Source organism: Sphingopyxis sp. NFH-91, assembly GCF_021401285.1.
Classification (GTDB): domain Bacteria; phylum Pseudomonadota; class Alphaproteobacteria; order Sphingomonadales; family Sphingomonadaceae; genus Sphingopyxis; species Sphingopyxis terrae_A.
In genome coordinates, this window is the sequence record NZ_JACBGA010000001.1 from 184,838 (window position 1) to 203,486 (window position 18,649).

Genomic DNA, 18,649 nt, shown 5'->3' on the forward strand with positions numbered 1-18,649 from the left:
GCGTTATTGTCCTTTCGTCGCGGCGCTCTTGTCGGCGCTCTTCCCCGCGGGCGCCCCCACCCGCTGCGGACTGGTCGCGGGCACTGGCTTGATCGCCGATCCCTGCTTCAGGTTGCCGACACCCTGCGTGATGACCCGGTCGCCCGGTTTCAGCCCGCCGGTGACGACCCAGTTCGCGCCGACCGTGCGGTCCGCGTCGACCTTGCGCCGTTCGGCCTTATTGTCGTTGCCGACCAGATAGACGAAAGCCGATCCGTCGAAATCGCGCTGCACCGCGGCCTGCGGCACCAGCATTGCCGCGGGGTTCACCGCCTGGTCGAACAGCGCGGTCACGAACATGCCGGGCATCAGCAGGCCCGAGGGGTTGGGGAAGCGCGCGCGCAGCGTCACCGTCCCCGTCGCTTCGTTCACCGTCACTTCGGAAAACTGCACGGTGCCGGACAGGCCGTAATCGCTGCCGTCCTCCAGCTTCAGCCGCACGCTCGTGCTGCCGGCGGTCACCCCGCCGCTGGCAAGCGACTGGCGCAGGCGCGTCATGTCGGCGGCCGATTGCTGGATGTCGACATACATGGGGTCGGTGCGCTGGATCACCGCGAGCGGCGTCGCCTGGCTGGCGCTGACGAGCGCGCCGGGAGTAACGAGCGAGCGGCCGATATGGCCCCCGATCGGCGCGGTGATCGTCGAATAGCGCAGGTTGATCCGCGCAGTTTCGAGCGATGCGGCGCTCTGCGCGACGGCGGCGCGCGCGACGCGCGCCTGTGCCAGCGCGTCGGTATAATCTTGTTCGGCCACCGCCTGCATCTTGGCGAGCGGCTCGAAGCGCTTGGCCTTTTCCTCGGCCGCCTGCGCGCTCGCGCGGGCGCTCGCCAGATTGGCCGCGGCCTGATCGACCGCCGCCTTGTAAAGGCTCGCGTCGATCTGGAACAGCGGCTGGCCGGCGCGCACCGTCCCGCCCTCGGTAAACAGGCGCTGGCGGACAATGCCGTTTACCTGCGGCCGGACTTCGCTCGTCTCGAAGGCGACGGTGCGGCCGCCGAGCGCGGTGGTGATCGGCACGGCCTCCTCGCGCACCACGACAAAGCCGACCTGCGCGGCGCGGTTGCCGCCCTTGTCGTCCTTGCCCGAACAGGCGCCCAGCGAAAGCGTCATCGCGCACAGCGCTCCGGCAAGGAGCAGCGGCTTCTTGTGCAGCATAGTCTGTTGTCTCGTGTCGAAACCGCCGGGGAGGGCGGGGGGAAGGGCGCCTATTCAACCTATTGCGCCGCACCATGCAAGCCCCGAGGCTGCATTGCGACAAATTACGACAATTTTCCTGGCTCGGGGACGAACAGCGTGCGTGCGGCCTGCACTTCGGCGTCGAGCCAGTCGATGAAGGCGCGAATCCGCGGCTGCGGCGCGATGTCGCGGTGCAGCGCCAGCCAGAAGGCGCGCGCGATCGTCTGGTCGCGGCGGACGCGGACGAGCGCGGGGTCACCCGCAGCAAGGAAGCAGGGCAGGACGCCGACTCCGGCACCGCCCGCGATCATCCGCCGCTGCGCGAGGATCGAAGAGGATCGGATGCCAGCGCGCAACCCCGGTTCGATCTCGCCCAGATAGTCGAGTTCGGGGGCATAGAGGATGTCGGGGACATAGCCGACGACGGGAATACCGGTACGCGAGAGGGGCGCCGCTTCGACCGCCCGATGCCAGTCGCGGCGGTCGGCGGGGGCGTAGAGGCCGAGGCTGTAGTCCGCGAGCTTGCGCGTGATCAGCGGGCCCTTGCGGGGCCGCGCGAGCAGCACCGCCATATCGGCCTCGCGCCGCGAGGGGTTGAGGAAACCCGACGAAGCGACAAGGTCGATCTCGAGCTCGGGGTGCGCCGCGACGAAGGCGGCGAGGCGCGGCGCGATGAAGCTGCCCCCAAAACCTTCGGAGACGCTGATCCGCAATTGCCCCGAAAGCGCCGTGCCGCCATCGCCTGCCGAATGGATGCGCGCGGCCGCTGCCGCCATCGCTTCGGCATGCGGAACGAGCGCCCGACCGGCGGCGGTCAGAACGAAACCCGTCGGCGCGCGTTCGAACAGCGTCTGCTGCAAGGCGCTTTCCAGTGCACTGATGCGGCGGCTGACCGTCGTGGCGTCGACGTGGAGCGCCTGGCCGGCTCGCGCCAGCGTGCCATGACGCGCAACCATCTGGAAATATTGCAGGCTGTCCCAATCCATATGCTGCAAATATGCAGGATATGGCTGCAAGTCTATCCCTTGCAATCGCGCTGGTTTTGGTTTGTGGCTGCGACACGTCAGAAACGGGAGACTCGACCCTCATGCGACAGATCGATCATCACATCGTCGGCGGTGCCGGCGGCAATACGGGACGGCTCGGCGACGTGCTCGATCCGAACAATGGCGGCGTTCAGGCGCAGGTGGCGCTTGGCGACAAGGCGCTCCTCGATCGCGCGGTCGCGGCGGCCAAGGCGGCGCAGCCGGCCTGGGCCGCAGTGAATCCCCAGCGCCGCGCGCGGGTGATGTTCGAATATAAGCGGCTGGTAGAGGCCAATATGGACGAGCTTGCTCAGATGCTCTCGGCCGAACATGGCAAGGTGATCGCCGATGCCAAGGGCGACATCCAGCGCGGGCTGGAGGTCGTCGAATTCTGTTGCGGCATCCCGCATGTGCTGAAGGGCGAATATACGCAGGGCGCCGGCCCCGGCATCGACGTCTATTCGATGCGCCAGCCGCTCGGCATCGGCGTCGGCATCACGCCGTTCAACTTTCCCGCGATGATTCCGTTGTGGATGGGCGCGGTCGCCACCGCGGTCGGCAATGCCTTCATCCTGAAGCCCAGCGAACGCGACCCGTCGGTTCCCGTCCGCCTGGCCGAACTGTTCCTCGAAGCCGGAATGCCCGAGGGGATTTTCCAGGTCGTCCACGGTGACAAGGAAATGGTCGATGCCATCCTCGATCATCCCGACATCGCCGCGGTCAGCTTCGTCGGCTCGTCGGACATCGCCCATTATGTCTATGAACGCGGCGTGCGCGCGGGCAAGCGGGTGCAGGCGATGGGCGGCGCGAAGAATCACGGCATCGTCATGCCCGACGCCGATCTCGACCAGGTGGTCAGCGACCTGACCGGCGCCGCCTTCGGCTCGGCGGGCGAACGCTGCATGGCGCTGCCCGTCGTCGTCCCGGTGGGCGAGGATACGGCGCAGCGACTGCGCGACAAGCTGGTCCCGGCGATCGAGGCGCTGCGCGTCGGCGTATCGACCGATCCCGACGCGCATTACGGCCCCGTGGTGACGCAGGCGCACAAGGAAAAGGTCGAAGGCTGGATCGCGAAATGTGCCGACGAAGGCGCCGAGCTGGTCGTCGACGGGCGCGGCTTTACCTTGCAGGGGCATGAAAAGGGCTTCTTCGTCGGCCCGACGCTGTTCGACCATGTCACCCCCGAGATGGAAAGCTACAAGGAAGAAATCTTCGGCCCGGTGCTGCAGATCGTCCGCGCGCCCGATTTCGAAACCGCGCTCGAACTGCCGTCGAGGCATCAGTATGGCAACGGCGTCGCCATCTTCACGCGCAACGGCCACGCCGCGCGCGAATTTGCCGCGCGCGTCAATGTCGGCATGGTCGGCATCAACGTGCCGATTCCGGTGCCCGTCGCCTATCACACCTTCGGCGGCTGGAAGCGCTCGGCGTTCGGCGATACCAACCAGCACGGCATGGAGGGGGTCAAATTCTGGACCAAGGTCAAGACCGTGACCGCGCGCTGGCCCGATGGGTCGCTTGACGGCGGCAACGCCTTCGTCATCCCGACCATGGGCTGACGGCGCGCTGGCGATGAAACCGGCCCCCGTCATCGGGCATTTCCTGTTGGGGCGCCGGCCGGTCGCTGGCGCCGTGCAGGAGATCGAATGATGACGCGCTGGCTGTTTTCCGCTCCCTTGCTGCTGCTTGCCGGGTGCAGCGGCGGCAGCGACGGCACCGATGGCACCGATGACAAGGCACCCGCCGCTGAGGAACAGGCGGCCGATGCGCCGGCCGGGCCTTCGCAAAACGCGCCTGCTCAACCGGCGCCCGCCGCGGGCGGCGCCAGCGATGCCGACCTCGCCTATGTTGCCGATCCGTCGGTGGCCCCGCCGAAGGCACCCGAAGCGGGGGTCGGTATCGGCGAGCAGGCGATTCCGGTTGCCATCCGCGGTCGCTGGGCGCTGAAGGCGGAGGATTGCGGCGCGCGTCCCGGCACCGACCTGACCGCGCTGGTGATCGACGCAAAGACGCTGCGCTTCTTCGAATCGGCGGGCGATCTGGCGCGGGTGCGCGACCGCGATGTAAACCGCATCGTCGCCGATTATAAATTCAGCGGCGAAGGGCAGCAGTGGGACCGGCTGATGCTGCTCGGCCTCGCCGACGGCGGCAAGACGCTCGTTCGCCGCGATTATGGCGATGGTGCCGCGCCCGACGCGATGCGCTATACCCGCTGCGCCTGACTTGCGAAGAAAGGGAGATATATGATGGATATCCGTTTTCTGACCCTCACCGCCGTCCTGCCGCTCGCCGCCTGCGCCAGCGCCGGGGACGGTTCTCCCTCCGATGCCGCGCCGCCGCCGGCCGCGATGACGTGCAGCGCCGATGCGGCGCAAAGCTATGTCGGCCAGACCGCGAGCCCCGAGCTGGGCGGCGCCATCCTGAAAGCGACCGGCGCGCGCACGCTGCGCTGGGGCCCGCCGCGCAGCGCGATGACGATGGATTATCGGCAGGACCGGGTGAACGTCATGTACGACGACGCCTACAAGATCACGCAGGTTACGTGTGGCTGACGGTTGGCGGCGCAATCACGGCTCGGCGTCGCCCTTTGAGCCCGTGTACGGTTACAGCCGCGCGGTCCGGGTCGGCAATCGCATCGACGTCGCCGGCTGCGCGCCGATCGAGCCCGACGGTTCGTCGACCGTCGGCGACGCCGGAGTGCAGGCCGCGCGCTGCCTGACGATCATCGGCGAAGCGCTCGAAGCCCTGGGCGGCAGCTTCGCCGACGTCGTGCGCACCCGCATGTATATCACCGACGCCGCCGATGCCGATCGCGTCGGACAGGCGCATGGCGCCATATTCGGCGCGATCCGCCCGGCCGCCACGATGCTCGTCATTCCGGCGCTGATCCGCCCCGAATGGAAAGTCGAAATCGAGGCCGAGGCCATTTTAGAGACAGGGATATGACCGACCAGTTCCAGCTTACCGACGACCAGCGCGCGATCCAGGACATGGCGCGCAAGTTCACCGCCGACGCCATCACGCCCTTTGCGGCCGAATGGGACGAAAAGGCGCATTTCCCGCGCGACGTGATCAAGCAGGCGGCCGAACTCGGCTTTGCGGCGATCTATGTCAGCGAGGAATCGGGCGGTATCGGCCTCGGCCGGCTCGAGGCGGCATTGATCATGGAGGCGATGTCCTACGGTTGCCCGGCGACGAGCGCCTTCATCTCGATCCACAATATGGCGAGCTGGATGATCGACAGCTTCGGCGGCGCTGCGGTGAAGTCGAAATATCTTCCCGATCTCGTCACCATGGACCGCATGGCCAGCTACTGCCTCACCGAACCCGGTTCGGGGTCCGACGCTGCGGCGCTCAAGACCACCGCGACGCTCGACGGCGACCATTATGTCGTCAATGGCACCAAGCAGTTCATCTCGGGCGCCGGCGTCAACGACCTTTATGTGACGATGGTGCGCACCGGCCAGCCGGGACCGAAGGGGATCAGTTGCCTCGTCATCGAAAAGGACATGCCCGGTGTCAGCTTCGGCGCGAAGGAACGCAAGCTCGGCTGGAACGCCTCGCCGACCGCGCAGGTGATCTTCGACAATGTGAAGGTGCCGGTCGAAAACCGCGTCGGTGCGGAAGGCGACGGCTTCCGCTTTGCGATGGCGGGGCTCGACGGCGGCCGCCTCAACATCGGCGCCTGCTCGCTCGGCGGGGCGCAGCGCTGCCTTGACGAGGCGATCGCCTATACCAAGGACCGCCAGCAGTTCGGCCAGCCGATTTCGGATTTCCAGAACACCCAGTTCATGCTTGCCGACATGGCAACCGACCTCGAAGCCGCGCGTGCCCTCCTCTATATGGCGGCGGCAAAGGTCACCGCGAACGCGCCCGACAAGTCGCGCTTCTCGGCGATGGCGAAGCGGCTTGCGACCGACAACGGCAGCAAGATCGTCAACGACGCGCTGCAATTGTTCGGCGGTTACGGCTATCTGAAGGATTATCCGATCGAGCGTTTCTGGCGCGACCTGCGCGTCCATTCGATCCTCGAAGGCACCAATCAGGTCATGCGGATGATCGTGGGAAGGGATTTGCTGCGCCAATGACCGAAGATGTTCTGATTTCGATCGACGGCCATGCCGGCCGCTTGTCGCTCAATCGTCCGAAGGCGATCCACGCGCTCAACCTGCCGATGTGCCGGGCGATGATCGATGCGCTGCTCGGATGGCGCGATGACGAGGCCGTCGAGGCGGTCATTATCGACCATAGCGAAGGCCGCGGCTTCTGCGCCGGGGGCGACATTCGCATGCTTGCGGAAAGCGGCGCCAAGGACGGAATGGAGGCGCGGCAGTTCTTCCACACCGAATATCGCCTCAACCATCTGCTTTTCACCTATGCGAAGCCCGTCGTCGCCTTCATGGACGGCATTACCATGGGCGGCGGGGTCGGCATTTCGCAGCCGGCGAAATATCGTGTCGCGACCGAACATACGCGCTTTGCGATGCCCGAAACCGGGATCGGCCTGTTCCCTGACGTCGGCGGCGGCTGGTATCTGCCGCGGCTGGAAGGGCGCGTCGGCGCGTATCTCGCGCTCACCGGCGCGCGGCTCGACGGGGCCGAATGTCTCGCGCTGGGCCTCGCGACCCACTATCTGCCGTCCGAAAAGCTCGCCGAGGCAAAGGCGCGCATCGCGCAGCACCCCGACCGCATTGGCGGCATATTGGGCGAGCTGTCGGTCACCGCGCCGCCCGCCGCGATCATGCAGCATATCGACCGGATCAACCGCCTGTTCGCCAGCGACAGCTATGAAGAGATTCTTGCCGCGCTCGAAGCCGATGGCGGAGAATGGGCCGAAAAGGAACTGGCGACGCTCCACGGCAAATCGCCGCAAACCTGCAAGGTCGCGCTCCGCCAGCTCAAGGAAGGCGGTGCGATGCACGACTTCGCCGCGCAGATGACGCAGGAATATGCGATCGGCAGCCGGGTGGTGCAGATGCACGATTTCATCGAGGGCGTCCGCGCGCTGATCATCGACAAGGACAACAGCCCGAAATGGGACCCGCCGACACCAGAGGCAGTCACCGACGACTGGATCGACGCGATCTTCGCGCCGCTGCCCGAGAATGAGAAATGGACCCCTCTAGCCTAACCGTCACCCCGGCGAAGGCCGGGGTCTCACCGTTGAGATTCCGGCCTTCGCCGGAATGACGAAGGAGATACCGAATGACTTACGAAACCCTCCTCGTCGAACAGCGCGGCGCCGTCACGCTCGTCACGCTCAACCGCCCGCAGGCGCTCAATGCCCTGAACTCCGATGTGCTGAACGACCTTATCGCCGCATTCGCGGCTTTCGAGGCCGATGACAGCCAGCGCTGCGCCGTTCTTACCGGATCGGGCGACAAGGCGTTCGCCGCGGGCGCCGACATCAAGGAAATGGCCGACAAGCCCGCCGCCGATTTCTATCTCGAGGACTTCTTCTCGAAATGGACGAGCGACTTCGCGAAGAAGGTCAGGAAGCCGTGGATCGCCGCGGTCAACGGTTTTGCCTTGGGCGGTGGCTGCGAACTGGCGATGATGGCTGACTTCATCATCGCGTCGGAAAAAGCGAAATTCGGCCAGCCCGAAATCAAGCTCGGCGTCGCCCCCGGCATGGGCGGGTCGCAGCGGCTGACCCGCGCGGTGGGCAAGGCGAAGGCGATGGAAATGTGCCTCACCGGCCGGATGATGGACGCCGCCGAAGCCGAGCGTTCGGGCCTTGTTGCACGCGTGGTTGCGCATGAAACGCTCGTCGACGAAGCGGTGAAGACCGCGACCACGATTGCAGGCATGCCGCCGATGGCTGCGATGGTGAACAAGGATATGGTCAACGCGGCGTTCGAAACGACGCTCGACCAGGGCCTTCTCTACGAACGCCGCCTGTTCCAGATCCTCGCCGCGACCGAGGACAAGGTCGAAGGCATGGCCGCGTTCATCGAAAAACGCGAAGGCGTGTGGAAGGGGCGGTGATCGTCTCGAACATAATCCATCTTTTGAGTGAAAAGCTGTGTGCCCCCGCGAAGGCGGGGGCCCATCATCGGACGGCGCAATTCAAACTGCCGGATGATGGATCCCCGCCTTCGCGGGGACACACAAGTCATTGAGGTTTGTGGAGAGAAATATGAAAATCGCCTTTATCGGACTAGGCAACATGGGCGGCGGGATGGCCGCGAACCTTGCGAAGGCGGGCCACGACGTCCGCGCCTTCGACCTCAGCGAAGAGGCGCTGACGCGGGCGGTAGAAGCGGGCTGCACCCGCGCCGCATCGGCGGCCGAGGCGGTGACCGGCGCCGAGGCTGTCGTGACCATGCTCCCTGCGGGCAAGCATGTCGCGGGCGTTTATGACGCCGAGGTCTTTCCCAATGCCGCGCCCGGCACTCTGCTGCTCGATTGCTCGACGATCGACGTCGCAACCGCGCGCTCGAACATCGAAGCGGCGACGGCGAAGGGCCTCGTCGCGGTCGACGCGCCGGTTTCGGGCGGGATCGCCGCTGCGAATGCGGGCACGCTTACCTTCATGGTCGGCGGCACCGACGAAGGTTTCGCGCGCGCCGAACCGATCCTCGCGAAAATGGGCAAGGCGGTGATCCACGCCGGCGACGCGGGTGCGGGGCAGGGCGCGAAGATCTGCAACAACATGCTGCTCGGCGCCTCGATGATCGCGACGTGCGAAACGCTTGCGCTTGCGCAGAAGCTCGGGCTCGACCCGCAGAAATTCTTCGACATCGCCAGCGTGTCGTCGGGGCAATGCTGGTCGCTCACCAGCTATGCGCCGCTCCCGGGCGTCGGGCCGACGACTCCCGCCGACAATGATTACAAGGGCGGGTTCGCCGCGGCCCTGATGCTCAAGGATCTCCGCCTCGCGATGGAAGCGGCAGCGAGCGTCGAGGCTGAGGTCCCGATGGGGTCGAAGGCCCGCGAACTCTATGAAGCGTTCGTCGCCGCCGATGAAGGCGGACATGATTTTTCCGCGATCATCAAGACATTGCAGGATTGAGCCGCAACGCCGCCCGTGACCGTTTGGGGTCGATTCCGGTCATACGACCCAGATCGACGGCGAACGACGACTTTGGGGAGGGGAGCGGACGTTTCACGTTCGTGCAAGAATGGATTGCGACACGGAGGCTCAGTGCTGCGGACCGCTCAACAACAGGAGAGTCGCCCAAGCGACGATCAAGATAGTTAGCAGGCCCCACGTTGACAAAAGCCAGGCTTTAGAGCGCACATCTCTGGCGGTCTGCACAACTGCATACATAAGGACCGGCAAAAAGAATAATGCAGCCGAGCCGCCCATAAATGTCCCTCGAGGTTAAACCGATTTCATCGCCATGCGCGAGTTTGGCCGCGCGATGATCGACATTATGGACAAACAACCATGTCCGCAATCGGTCGATAACCGAACCCACCGCGGTCCGGCACCAGTTCAATAGAAATCCGCTGTCTCGCCGCCATTGAGCCTTTTGGTGCGATGCACTTGCGTGGGCGCTTTGCTGTCGCCGGAGCGCACTTCCAGTCGGCCGTTCACCCGCCGCACCTCGGCCGGGGCCACTATGCGCGCGCGGGCGACGCCCACGGCGCTTGCCTGCGGCGGCGGAGCTTGCGCTGCCGTCGGTGCGCCCGCAGCGACGAGCAGGGCGAGGGCAAAGGACATGGCGTTCATGCTCTGCTCTAACGGCCGATGCCGCCATGATCTTAACCCTGAATCGCCGCTGTTTTTACGGCCGGTCGCCGTGATTTTGACAAAAGAAGGGCCGCCTGACCCAAGCGGGGACAGGCGGCCCTTTCTTCGTTTCGCGCTGGTTTAGAAGCCCGCCTTCGCCGCGGCCTTCTCGGCGAGCAGCGGTGCCACCGTGAAGCCGTGCTTTTCCAGCGCCGCGGCGATCTTGTCGGTGCCTTCAAGGCCCGCCCAGAACATCGGACCGCCGCGATAGACCGGCCAGCCATAGCCGTAGATCCACACCACATCGATATCGCTCGCGCGCTGTGCCTTGCCTTCGGCGAGGATCAAGGCACCTTCGTTGACCATCGGATAGAGCGTGCGTTCGACGATTTCCTGATCGCTGATCTCGCGCTTCTGAATGCCCGCCTTCTGGCGGAACTCCTCGATGATCTCGGCAACGCGCGGGCTTTCCGACGGATTGCGCTTGTCGTCATAGTCATAGAAGCCCGCCTGCTTCTTCTGGCCCCAGCGGCCTTCGGCGCACAGCGCGTCGCGGATGCTTTCGATCCGGTTCGGGTCGCGGTGCCAGCCGATGTCGACGCCGGCAAGGTCGCTCATCTGGAACGGTCCCATCGGCATGCCGAAATCGACATGCACCTTGTCGACCTGCGCCGGGGTCGCGCCTTCGAGCAACAGCTTCTGTGCCTCGATCTGGCGCGGTGCGAGCATGCGGTTGCCGATGAAGCCGTGGCAGACGCCGGCGACGACGGCGACCTTGTCGATCTTCTTGCCGATCGCCATCGCGGTCGCCAGCACGTCGGGGGCGGTCTTGTCGCCGCGCACCACTTCGAGCAGCTTCATCACATTGGCGGGCGAGAAGAAGTGCATGCCGAGCACGTCGCCGGGGCGGCTCGTCGACGCTGCAATCTCGTTGACGTCGAGGTAGCTGGTGTTCGACGCCAGAATGGCGCCGGGCTTTGCGATCTTGTCGAGCTTGCCGAAGATGTCTTTCTTGACGTCCATATTCTCGTAGACCGCCTCGATGATGAGGTCGCAGTCGGCGAGCGCGTCGAGTTCGAGCGCGGGGGTGATGAGCCCCATCATCTGATCGACCTGTTCGGGCTTGAAGCGGCCCTTCGCGGCGCTGGCATCATAATTCTTGCGCACCACGCCCAGGCCGCGGTCGAGCGCTTCCTGCTGCATTTCGACGATGGTGCAGGGAAAGCCCTTTTGCAGGAAGTTCATCATGATGCCGCCGCCCATCGTGCCGGCGCCGATGATGCCGACCTTCTTGATGTCGCGCAGCTGCGTGTCCTTGGGCAGGCCGTCGATCTTTGCCGCCTGGCGTTCGGCGAAAAAGATGTGGCGCTGCGCCGCCGACTGGCTGCCCATCATCAGCTTCATGAATTCCTGGCGCTCGAAGGCGAGCCCTTCGTCGAAGGGCAGGCGCGTCGCCGCCTCGACGCAGGCGAGGTTCGCGTAAGGCGCCTCGAAACCGCGCCAGCGCTTCGCGTTCGCGGTCTTCAGCTTTTCGATGACGCCGACGTCGCCGAACACGGCGCGTTCGCGGGTCGGGCGCGGGCCGTCGGCGATCTTGGCGCGGGCGAAGGCGATTGCGTCGGCGGCAAGGCTGTCCTCACCCGCCAGCGCATCGACGAGGCCCATCTCCTTCGCGCGTGGCGCGGGGACGGGATCGCCGAGCGAGGTCATCGTCGCGGCGACTTCGACCCCGACGACGCGCGGCAGGCGCTGCGTGCCGCCCGCGCCGGGCAGCAGCCCCAGCTTCACCTCGGGCACGCCGAGCTTCGCCGACGGGACCGCGACGCGATAATGACAGACGAGCGCAGTTTCGAGGCCGCCGCCGAGCGCCGTGCCGTGGATGGCAGCGACGACCGGCTTGGTCGCGGCTTCGATCATGTTGAGCACGGCGTTGAAATCGGGACCGCGCGGCGGCTTGCCGAATTCGCTGATGTCGGCGCCGGCGATGAAGGTTGCGCCATCGCAGCGCAGCACGATCGCCTTGACGCCGTCATCGGCGAGCGCGGCTTCGAAATTATCCTTCAACCCCTGACGGACATGCCACGACAGGGCGTTGACCGGGGGGTTGTTGACGATGACGACGGCGATCTCGCCATCCTTCTGCATCGTGACGGATACGGGGGTTTCATCGGACATGGGAAAGCTCCTCTCAATCTAAAGCCTGTCAGAAAAGCCTTGTGCCCCCGCGAAGGCGGGGGTCCATCACCGGACGGCACGATCTGGCACCGGCAGGAGATGGGTCCCCGCCTTCGCGGGGATACAGGCCCTTTTTATTCGAACATATACATCATTTCAGTCGTCGATCGCGGCGTGGACGAGCGTCTTGACCTCGCGCCGCACGGGATAGGTGGACGAGGGCATGAGCTGGGTCATGAACACCATGCAGATTTCTTCGACCGGATCGACGAAGAAGCCGGTCGAAAACATGCCGCCCCAATAAAAATCCCCCGCCGAGCCGGGGATGCCCGCCGCCGCCGGGTCGAGCGTGACCGCGAAGCCGAGCCCGAAGCCGACCCCGGCATTTTCGTCCTCGGAAAAGATGCCGACGCTATGCTGCGTCAGGTCGCCGCCGCCGACCAGGTGGTTCGCGGTCATCAGGGCGAGCGTCTTGCGGCTGATGATTCGCGTGCCGTCCAGCTTGCCGCCGCCGAGCAGCATCAGACAGAAACGGTGATAATCGGCCAGCGTCGAGACGAGCCCGCCGCCGCCCGAATGAAAGCTGCGGTCCTTTGCCCAGCGGCTGCGGTCGCCGCTGTCGAAGCCCTTCATCTTCTCCTTCGGGTCGAAAGCGTAGCAGTCCGTCAGCCGATGCTGTTTGTCCGCAGGCACCTTGAACCCGGTATCGACCATGCCGAGGGGGCCGAAGATGCGCTCCTGCAGCACCTCGGCGAACGGCTTGCCCTCGATCCGCTCGATCACCGCGCCAAGGACGTCGGTCGCCATCGAATAATTCCAATGCGCGCCGGGATCGAACTGCAGCGGGATTTTCGCGAGTCCCGCGATGAAGCTGTCCATCGTATAATCGGCGTCGAAATCGTCGATCTTGGTCTTGCGATAGGCGGCGTCGACCGGCGTACGCTCCTGAAAGCTGTAGGTGAGGCCGGCGGTATGGCGCAGCAGGTCGACCATCAGGATCGGGCGCACCGGCGGCCGGGTCAGGAAGGGCACATTGCCGCCGCCCGCAACGAAGACGCCGGTGTCCTTGAACTCGGGGCAGAACTTTACCAGCGGATCGGACAGCGCGACCTTGCCCTCCTCGACCAGCATCATGAAGGCGGTGCTGGTGATCGGCTTGGTCATGCTGGCGATGCGGAAGATCGCATCCTCTTTCAGCGCCTCGCCCGGACGCGCCTCGCCGATGCACGACAGATGCGCGATCTCGCCGCGCCGCGACACCAGCGTCGCCGCATGCGGCAGGCGGCCGGCGCCGACATATTTCGCGCCGAGAAAGGCTGGAATGCGGTCTAGCCGCGCGGTATCGAATCCGTGACCCATGGGGCGTCGTCCTTAGTGCGATGTCTGGCCGAGAAGCTGGCGCGTCACCGGGTGCGAGCTGGTGAGGCCCCCGTCAACCGCAATCGCCTGTCCGTTGACGTAGCTTGCCTGGTCGCTGAGCAGGAAGAGCGCGACATTGGCGAGCTCCTCGGGCTGGCCGGCGCGCTTTAGCGGGTTGAGCTGGCCGATCTTGTGCGTGACGCCCTTCTCCTTTGCATAGTCGAAGGTCGGTTTGGTCATCCCGGTTTCGGTGAGGCCGGGGCAGATCGCGTTGACGCGCACATTGGCCGACGTCATCTGCTGCGCCGCGGTCTTGGCAAGGTTGATGACCCCCGCCTTCGACGCCGAATAGGCGGCCGGGCCGGCGCCCGAATTGATCCCCGCGACACTCGCGGTCAGCAGGATCGCGCCGCCGCGGCCCTGATCGACCATCGCCTTGCCCGCATGCTTCACCATCAGCGCCGGGCCGATCAGATTGACGCGCAGCGTTTCGGCCCAGGCCTCGGGCGAGATGTCGAAGATGCCGCCCATGTCGCCGATGATCCCGGCGTTGGCGAAGGCGATGTCGAGCCCACCGTAATTTTCCTGTGCGGTCGCGACCAGCCGCGCAACATCGGCTTCGACACCGGCATCGACTTCCAGCGCGACGACGGTGCCGCCTGCGTCCTTCACTGCCTGCGCCGTGTCATGCACCGCCGCGCTCTTGTCGCCGATGACGAGTTTCGCACCTTCGGCGGCGAAGCGCAGCGCGCTTGCCCGGCCGATGCCGCTGCCCGCGCCGGTAATGATCGCAATCTTGCCGTCCAATGCGCCCATCATGCGCCTCCCGATATCGTGGCTCCGCCATCGCAGACGATGGTCTGGCCGGTTGTGAATGCCCCCGCCTTGCTGGCAAGAAAGACCGCCGCGCCGGCGATCTCGTGCGGTTCGCCGATGCGCTTCAGCGTCGAAGCCGCGGTGGAACGCCGAAGATTCTCTTCATTTTCCCACAGCGCGCGCGCCATGTCGGTGCGGATCAGGCCGGGCGCGATGCAATTGACGCGGACGCCCTTGGGGCCGAACTCGACCGAGAAATTGCGCGCCACCTGCATGTCCGCCGCTTTGGAAATCCCGTAGGCTCCGATGATCGGCGATCCCTTGAGCCCGCCGATCGAACTGATGATCGTGATCGATCCTTCGCCGCGTTCGAGCATTTCGGGTGCGACCATCGAAATCAGCCAGTGGTTGGACAGGATATTATTGTCCATGATCTTGCGGAACTGGTCGTCGCTGATGCCGAGGCCAGGACCATAATAGGGGTTCGATGCCGCGTTGCAGACGAGCGCGGTGATCTTGCCGAAGGCGGCGCGTGTCGCGTCGACGAGATGCTGCAGATCCTCCTTCGACGAGATGTTCGCGGCAACCGCAATGGCGGTGCCTTCGCCAAAGCGCGCGTTGATCGCCGCCGCGGTCTGATCGCAGGCATCCTGCTTGCGGCTCGAGATGACGACCTTGGCGCCCTGTTCGGCCATTGCTTCGGCGGTCGCCTTGCCGATGCCGCGCGACGATCCGGTGATCAGCGCGACCTGCCCGGTCATGTCGAACAGGCTCATGCGCCGGCCTGCTGCGCGAAGTGCCATGCCTTTTGCGCCAGCGGCAGGACGCGTTCGGACATTGCCTTGGCATGGGCCGACGATGCGGTACCGTCGATGACGCGCTTCTTGATCCCCTGCATGATGCCGGCGAGGCGGAAGAAATTATAGGCGAAATACCAGTTCATGTCGGGAACGCTGTCGCGCCCGGTCGCGGCGCAATAGCGATCGACCACCTCGTCGAGCTCCGGAATGCCGAGCGCCGCGCGGTCAAGGTCCATCACCCCCGAACGGCCGCCGTTTTCGGTCACCCACGCCATTGCGACATAGGTGAAATCGGCGAGCGGATCGCCGAGTGTCGACAATTCCCAGTCGAGCACCGCCAGCACCTCGGGCCGGTCCTTGGCCCAGATCATATTGTCGATCCGGTAATCGCCGTGGACGACGCTGGTGCGCGTCTGTTCGGGCAAGGTCGCGGGCAGCCATGCGATCAGCCGCTCCATCTCGTCCATCGTCTCGGTCTCGGACAGCCGGTACTGCTTGGTCCAGCGATCGACCTGGCGCCCGAAATAATTGCCCGGCTTGCCGAAGTCCGAAAGCCCGGCGGCTTCGACATCGACACTGTGCAGCGCCGCGAGCGCGTCGATCATCGCGAAATAGGTCGCGCGGCGGTTTTCGGGGGTCGACCCCGGCATCGATCCGTCCCAGATGGTATGGCCGTCGACCATCCCCATCACATAGAACCAGCTGCCGACCACGCTGTCATCGGTACACAGCCCATATTGGCGCGCGACCGGATAGCCCATCTTATGGAGGCCAGCCTGCACCTTATATTCGCGGTCGACGGCGTGCGCCGACGGGAGCAGCGGGCCGAAAGGTTTGCGCCGCAGCACATAATTGCCCGACGGCGCCGATATCTTGTAGGTCGGGTTCGACTGGCCGCCGGCAAATTTGCTCTGCGTCAGCGGGCCTTCAAACCCTTCGACATTGGCTTCCATCCAGGCGGTCAGCTTCGCCTCGTCGAGGACGTCGGCGCCCTCCGGCGCGACGGTGCCGCTGAAGGCCTTTTGCGCGTCGATTGTTTCCGTCATTGGCCGAACACGATCACCGACCGCGCGGCATCGCCCTTTCGCATCTTGTCGAAGCCTTCGTTGACCCGGTCGAGCGGGATCGTCTCGGCAACGATGCTGTCGAGATCGAGCAGGCCGCGCAGGTAGAAATCGACGAGCCGCGGGATGTCGACCGGGAAGCGATTGCCGCCCATGATCGCGCCCTGCAGCTTCTTGCCCGAAAGCAGGTCCATTGCGCCCAGCCCGACCTTTTCGGACAGCGGCATCATGCCCAGGATCGTCGCGGTGCCGCCGCGGCGCAGCGAGGCGACCGCGAGGCTGGCCGAGGCAGGACGCCCGACCGCTTCGACCGCATGGTCGACGCCGCCCTTGGTCATTTCGACGATCTGTTTGGCGGCATCGTCGGCGAGCGCGTCGACGACATCGGTTGCGCCGAGCTTCATCGCCAGTTCGCGCTTTTCGGGAACCGGGTCGGCGGCGATGATGCGCCCCGCGCCGGCGATCTTGGCGGCGTTGATCGTCGCGAGCCCGACGCCGCCGCAACCGACGACCGCGACCGTTTCGCCCGGCGTCACCTTGCACGCGTTAAAGATGGTGCCCGCGCCGGTCGTGACCGCGCAGCCGATCACCGCCGCCCGGTCGAGCGGCATTTCGGGATCGATCGCGACGCACGCATGTTCGTGGACCAGCATCACCTCCGAAAAGGCGCTGAGGTTGAGCATCTGGTTGACCGGCGATCCGTCGGGGCGCGTGATGCGCGGCGCCGATCCGACCGGCCGGCGCGTCTCGCCGCCAAGGCACAGCGACATGCGCCCGGTAACGCAGAACTCGCAATGGCCGCAAAAGGCGCTGAGGCAGGTGACGACCGCATCGCCCGGCTTCACCGTGCGGACTTCGCTGCCCACCGCCTCGACGATCCCGGCGGCTTCATGGCCGGGGATGGCGGGCAGGGGGTGCGGATAGGCGCCGTCGATGAAGTGAAGGTCCGAATGGCAAAGCCCGCAGGCGGCGGTGCGGATGCGCACCTCGTGCGGGCCGGGCTTGTCGACGACGACCTCCTCGATGACGAGGGGCTTGCCGGGTTCGATCAGGACGGCGGCTTTGGTCAATGTATCTTCTCCGTTCGGTTCGAGCGACATCGAGAACCGGTTGTGGCCGTTCGTGTCTCGACTTCGCGCGACACGAACGGACGTGGGACGATTTAACGCGTAACGCCGATGTCGCCCGACGAGAAACGATCGTCCTGCGCGGCGGGCGAATGTTTCGCCAGCTCGATGCGCGCGATGGCGCGGGCGTGGACTTCGTCGGGACCGTCGGCGATGCGCAGCGTGCGCTGGCCGGCATACATTTTGGCGAGGCCGAAATCCTCGCTGACGCCGCCGCCGCCATGCGCCTGAATCGCATCGTCGATGATCTGCAGCGCCATGTTCGGCGCCTGCACCTTGATCATCGCGATCTCGGCCGCGGCCGACTTGTTGCCGACCTTGTCCATCATGTCGGCGGCCTTCAGGCACAGGAGGCGCGTCATTTCGATGTCGATGCGCGCGCGGGCGATGCGCTGTTCCCAGATGCTGTGCTCGGCCACGGTCTTGCCGAAGGCGACGCGCGACTGGAGCCGCTTGCACATCCGTTCGAGCGCTTCTTCGGCGACGCCGATCGTGCGCATGCAATGGTGGATACGCCCCGGCCCGAGGCGGCCCTGCGCAATCTCGAAGCCGCGGCCTTCGCCGAGCAGCATCGCGTCCTCGGCCTTGACGCGAACGTCCTTGAGCTCGATTTCCATATGACCGTGCGGTGCATCGTCATAGCCGAAGACGGGCAGGTGGCGCAGGATATTGATGCCCGGCGCGTCCATCGGGACCGCCAGCATCGACTGCTGCGCGTGGCGCTTGGCGCCGAAATCGGTCTTGCCCATGACGATCGCGACCTTGCAGCGCGGATCGCCCGCGCCCGACGACCACCATTTGACGCCGTTGATGACATAGTCGTCGCCGTCGCGTTCGATCCGCGTTTCGATGTTCGTCGCATCGGACGAGGCGACCGCGGGTTCGGTCATCAGAAAGGCCGATCGAATCTCGCCATTCATCAGCGGGGCGAGCCATCTGTCCTTCTGCGCGCGGGTGCCATAGCGATGGAAGACTTCCATATTGCCCGTGTCGGGCGCCGAGCAGTTGAACACCTCGCTCGCAAAGCCGACGCGGCCCATTTCCTCGGCGCACAGTGCATATTCGAGGTTGGTGAGCCCCGGACCTTCGAATTCGAACGTCTCGTCGACATGATGGTGCGCGCTGCTGCGCGGCGGCATGAACAGGTTCCAGATGCCGGCGGCCTTCGCCTCGGCCTTCAGATCCTCGACGACCTGGATGACTTTCCAGCGATCGCCGCTCGCATCCTGCTGTTTGTAGGTCGCAACGGCGGGGCGGATCTTGCGGTCGATGAACTCGCGCACCCGGTCGCGCCAGTGCACCTGCCGGTCGGTGAAGTCGAAATCCATCGCTGCATCCTTTCCCTTTACGTTCACGTAAGCCTTTGGACCGATTCGCCCCCCTTTGCCAA

The 18,649-nt window shown here is 65.4% G+C and carries 18 protein-coding genes; 8 read left to right on the top strand and 10 right to left on the bottom strand.

Going from position 1 to position 18,649, the window contains the following annotated elements:
* Nucleotides 1-3: 3 nt before the first annotated feature.
* Nucleotides 4-1,194, bottom strand: a complete 1,191-nt coding sequence (locus L0963_RS00900; protein WP_062901644.1) for an efflux RND transporter periplasmic adaptor subunit — start codon at nucleotides 1,192-1,194, stop codon at nucleotides 4-6.
* A 104-nt stretch (nucleotides 1,195-1,298) separates the two neighbouring features.
* A complete protein-coding gene (locus L0963_RS00905) occupies nucleotides 1,299-2,201 on the bottom strand; it encodes a LysR family transcriptional regulator (protein WP_186402834.1) in 903 nt (300 codons plus the stop codon).
* Between the two features lie 101 nt (nucleotides 2,202-2,302).
* Between L0963_RS00905 and L0963_RS00910 the strand changes: the two genes are divergently transcribed.
* The 8 genes from L0963_RS00910 to mmsB all read left to right on the top strand — a co-directional run bounded on the left by L0963_RS00910 (nucleotide 2,303) and on the right by mmsB (nucleotide 9,255).
* Nucleotides 2,303-3,799, top strand: coding sequence for a CoA-acylating methylmalonate-semialdehyde dehydrogenase (locus tag L0963_RS00910; RefSeq protein WP_062901646.1), 1,497 nt, complete (start codon nucleotides 2,303-2,305; stop codon nucleotides 3,797-3,799).
* A gap of 90 nt (nucleotides 3,800-3,889) precedes the next feature.
* Nucleotides 3,890-4,462, top strand: coding sequence for a hypothetical protein (locus L0963_RS00915; RefSeq protein ID WP_062903103.1), 573 nt, complete (start codon nucleotides 3,890-3,892; stop codon nucleotides 4,460-4,462).
* A gap of 24 nt (nucleotides 4,463-4,486) precedes the next feature.
* A complete protein-coding gene (locus L0963_RS00920) occupies nucleotides 4,487-4,792 on the top strand; it encodes an I78 family peptidase inhibitor (RefSeq protein ID WP_442800545.1) in 306 nt (101 codons plus the stop codon).
* A complete protein-coding gene (locus L0963_RS00925; RefSeq protein WP_062901648.1) occupies nucleotides 4,785-5,186 on the top strand; it encodes a RidA family protein in 402 nt (133 codons plus the stop codon). Before L0963_RS00920 ends, L0963_RS00925 begins: the two co-directional genes overlap by 8 nt.
* Nucleotides 5,183-6,328, top strand: a complete 1,146-nt coding sequence (locus tag L0963_RS00930) for an acyl-CoA dehydrogenase family protein (protein ID WP_062901649.1) — start codon at nucleotides 5,183-5,185, stop codon at nucleotides 6,326-6,328. Before L0963_RS00925 ends, L0963_RS00930 begins: the two co-directional genes overlap by 4 nt.
* The gene (locus L0963_RS00935) at nucleotides 6,325-7,371 is read left to right on the top strand and encodes an enoyl-CoA hydratase/isomerase family protein (RefSeq protein WP_062901650.1); all 1,047 of its coding nucleotides are present in this window, start codon (nucleotides 6,325-6,327) and stop codon (nucleotides 7,369-7,371) included. Before L0963_RS00930 ends, L0963_RS00935 begins: the two co-directional genes overlap by 4 nt.
* A 74-nt stretch (nucleotides 7,372-7,445) precedes the next feature.
* The gene (locus L0963_RS00940; protein WP_062901651.1) at nucleotides 7,446-8,228 is read left to right on the top strand and encodes an enoyl-CoA hydratase-related protein; all 783 of its coding nucleotides are present in this window, start codon (nucleotides 7,446-7,448) and stop codon (nucleotides 8,226-8,228) included.
* Between the two features lie 151 nt (nucleotides 8,229-8,379).
* A complete protein-coding gene (gene mmsB / locus L0963_RS00945; protein WP_062901652.1) occupies nucleotides 8,380-9,255 on the top strand; it encodes a 3-hydroxyisobutyrate dehydrogenase in 876 nt (291 codons plus the stop codon).
* Nucleotides 9,256-9,681: 426 nt separating this feature from the next.
* Here mmsB and L0963_RS00950 read toward each other — a convergent pair whose 3' ends face one another.
* The 8 genes from L0963_RS00950 to L0963_RS00985 form a co-directional block, all read right to left on the bottom strand.
* A complete protein-coding gene (locus tag L0963_RS00950) occupies nucleotides 9,682-9,918 on the bottom strand; it encodes a hypothetical protein (RefSeq protein ID WP_062901653.1) in 237 nt (78 codons plus the stop codon).
* Nucleotides 9,919-10,059: 141 nt separating this feature from the next.
* Complete coding sequence (locus tag L0963_RS00955) at nucleotides 10,060-12,093, bottom strand: 3-hydroxyacyl-CoA dehydrogenase NAD-binding domain-containing protein (protein ID WP_062901654.1); 2,034 nt, start codon at nucleotides 12,091-12,093, stop codon at nucleotides 10,060-10,062.
* 156 nt (nucleotides 12,094-12,249) lie between these two features.
* Nucleotides 12,250-13,452, bottom strand: a complete 1,203-nt coding sequence (locus L0963_RS00960; RefSeq protein ID WP_062901655.1) for a serine hydrolase domain-containing protein — start codon at nucleotides 13,450-13,452, stop codon at nucleotides 12,250-12,252.
* 12 nt (nucleotides 13,453-13,464) lie between these two features.
* Nucleotides 13,465-14,268, bottom strand: coding sequence for an SDR family NAD(P)-dependent oxidoreductase (locus L0963_RS00965; protein ID WP_062901656.1), 804 nt, complete (start codon nucleotides 14,266-14,268; stop codon nucleotides 13,465-13,467).
* Nucleotides 14,268-15,044, bottom strand: a complete 777-nt coding sequence (locus L0963_RS00970) for an SDR family NAD(P)-dependent oxidoreductase (RefSeq protein ID WP_003041355.1) — start codon at nucleotides 15,042-15,044, stop codon at nucleotides 14,268-14,270. The genes L0963_RS00965 and L0963_RS00970 overlap by 1 nt, the downstream gene beginning before the upstream one ends.
* A complete protein-coding gene (locus L0963_RS00975) occupies nucleotides 15,041-16,114 on the bottom strand; it encodes a phosphotransferase family protein (protein ID WP_062901657.1) in 1,074 nt (357 codons plus the stop codon). Before L0963_RS00975 ends, L0963_RS00970 begins: the two co-directional genes overlap by 4 nt.
* Nucleotides 16,111-17,202, bottom strand: coding sequence for a Zn-dependent alcohol dehydrogenase (locus L0963_RS00980; RefSeq protein WP_062903104.1), 1,092 nt, complete (start codon nucleotides 17,200-17,202; stop codon nucleotides 16,111-16,113). The genes L0963_RS00975 and L0963_RS00980 overlap by 4 nt, the downstream gene beginning before the upstream one ends.
* 92 nt (nucleotides 17,203-17,294) lie before the next feature.
* A complete protein-coding gene (locus tag L0963_RS00985; protein WP_003041345.1) occupies nucleotides 17,295-18,587 on the bottom strand; it encodes an acyl-CoA dehydrogenase family protein in 1,293 nt (430 codons plus the stop codon).
* Nucleotides 18,588-18,649 lie beyond the last annotated feature (62 nt).

Coding starts and splice junctions, on each gene's coding strand:
- L0963_RS00940 (WP_062901651.1), top strand. CDS start 7,446: ATGACTTACGAAACCCTCCTCGTCGAACAGCGCGGCGCCGTCACGCTC.
- L0963_RS00970 (WP_003041355.1), bottom strand. CDS start 15,044: ATGAGCCTGTTCGACATGACCGGGCAGGTCGCGCTGATCACCGGATCG.
- L0963_RS00955 (WP_062901654.1), bottom strand. CDS start 12,093: ATGTCCGATGAAACCCCCGTATCCGTCACGATGCAGAAGGATGGCGAG.
- mmsB (WP_062901652.1), top strand. CDS start 8,380: ATGAAAATCGCCTTTATCGGACTAGGCAACATGGGCGGCGGGATGGCC.
- L0963_RS00910 (WP_062901646.1), top strand. CDS start 2,303: ATGCGACAGATCGATCATCACATCGTCGGCGGTGCCGGCGGCAATACG.
- L0963_RS00950 (WP_062901653.1), bottom strand. CDS start 9,918: ATGAACGCCATGTCCTTTGCCCTCGCCCTGCTCGTCGCTGCGGGCGCA.
- L0963_RS00965 (WP_062901656.1), bottom strand. CDS start 14,268: ATGGGCGCATTGGACGGCAAGATTGCGATCATTACCGGCGCGGGCAGC.
- L0963_RS00920 (WP_442800545.1), top strand. CDS start 4,487: ATGGATATCCGTTTTCTGACCCTCACCGCCGTCCTGCCGCTCGCCGCC.
- L0963_RS00935 (WP_062901650.1), top strand. CDS start 6,325: ATGACCGAAGATGTTCTGATTTCGATCGACGGCCATGCCGGCCGCTTG.
- L0963_RS00900 (WP_062901644.1), bottom strand. CDS start 1,194: ATGCTGCACAAGAAGCCGCTGCTCCTTGCCGGAGCGCTGTGCGCGATG.
- L0963_RS00985 (WP_003041345.1), bottom strand. CDS start 18,587: ATGGATTTCGACTTCACCGACCGGCAGGTGCACTGGCGCGACCGGGTG.
- L0963_RS00975 (WP_062901657.1), bottom strand. CDS start 16,114: ATGACGGAAACAATCGACGCGCAAAAGGCCTTCAGCGGCACCGTCGCG.
- L0963_RS00960 (WP_062901655.1), bottom strand. CDS start 13,452: ATGGGTCACGGATTCGATACCGCGCGGCTAGACCGCATTCCAGCCTTT.
- L0963_RS00930 (WP_062901649.1), top strand. CDS start 5,183: ATGACCGACCAGTTCCAGCTTACCGACGACCAGCGCGCGATCCAGGAC.
- L0963_RS00905 (WP_186402834.1), bottom strand. CDS start 2,201: ATGGATTGGGACAGCCTGCAATATTTCCAGATGGTTGCGCGTCATGGC.
- L0963_RS00915 (WP_062903103.1), top strand. CDS start 3,890: ATGACGCGCTGGCTGTTTTCCGCTCCCTTGCTGCTGCTTGCCGGGTGC.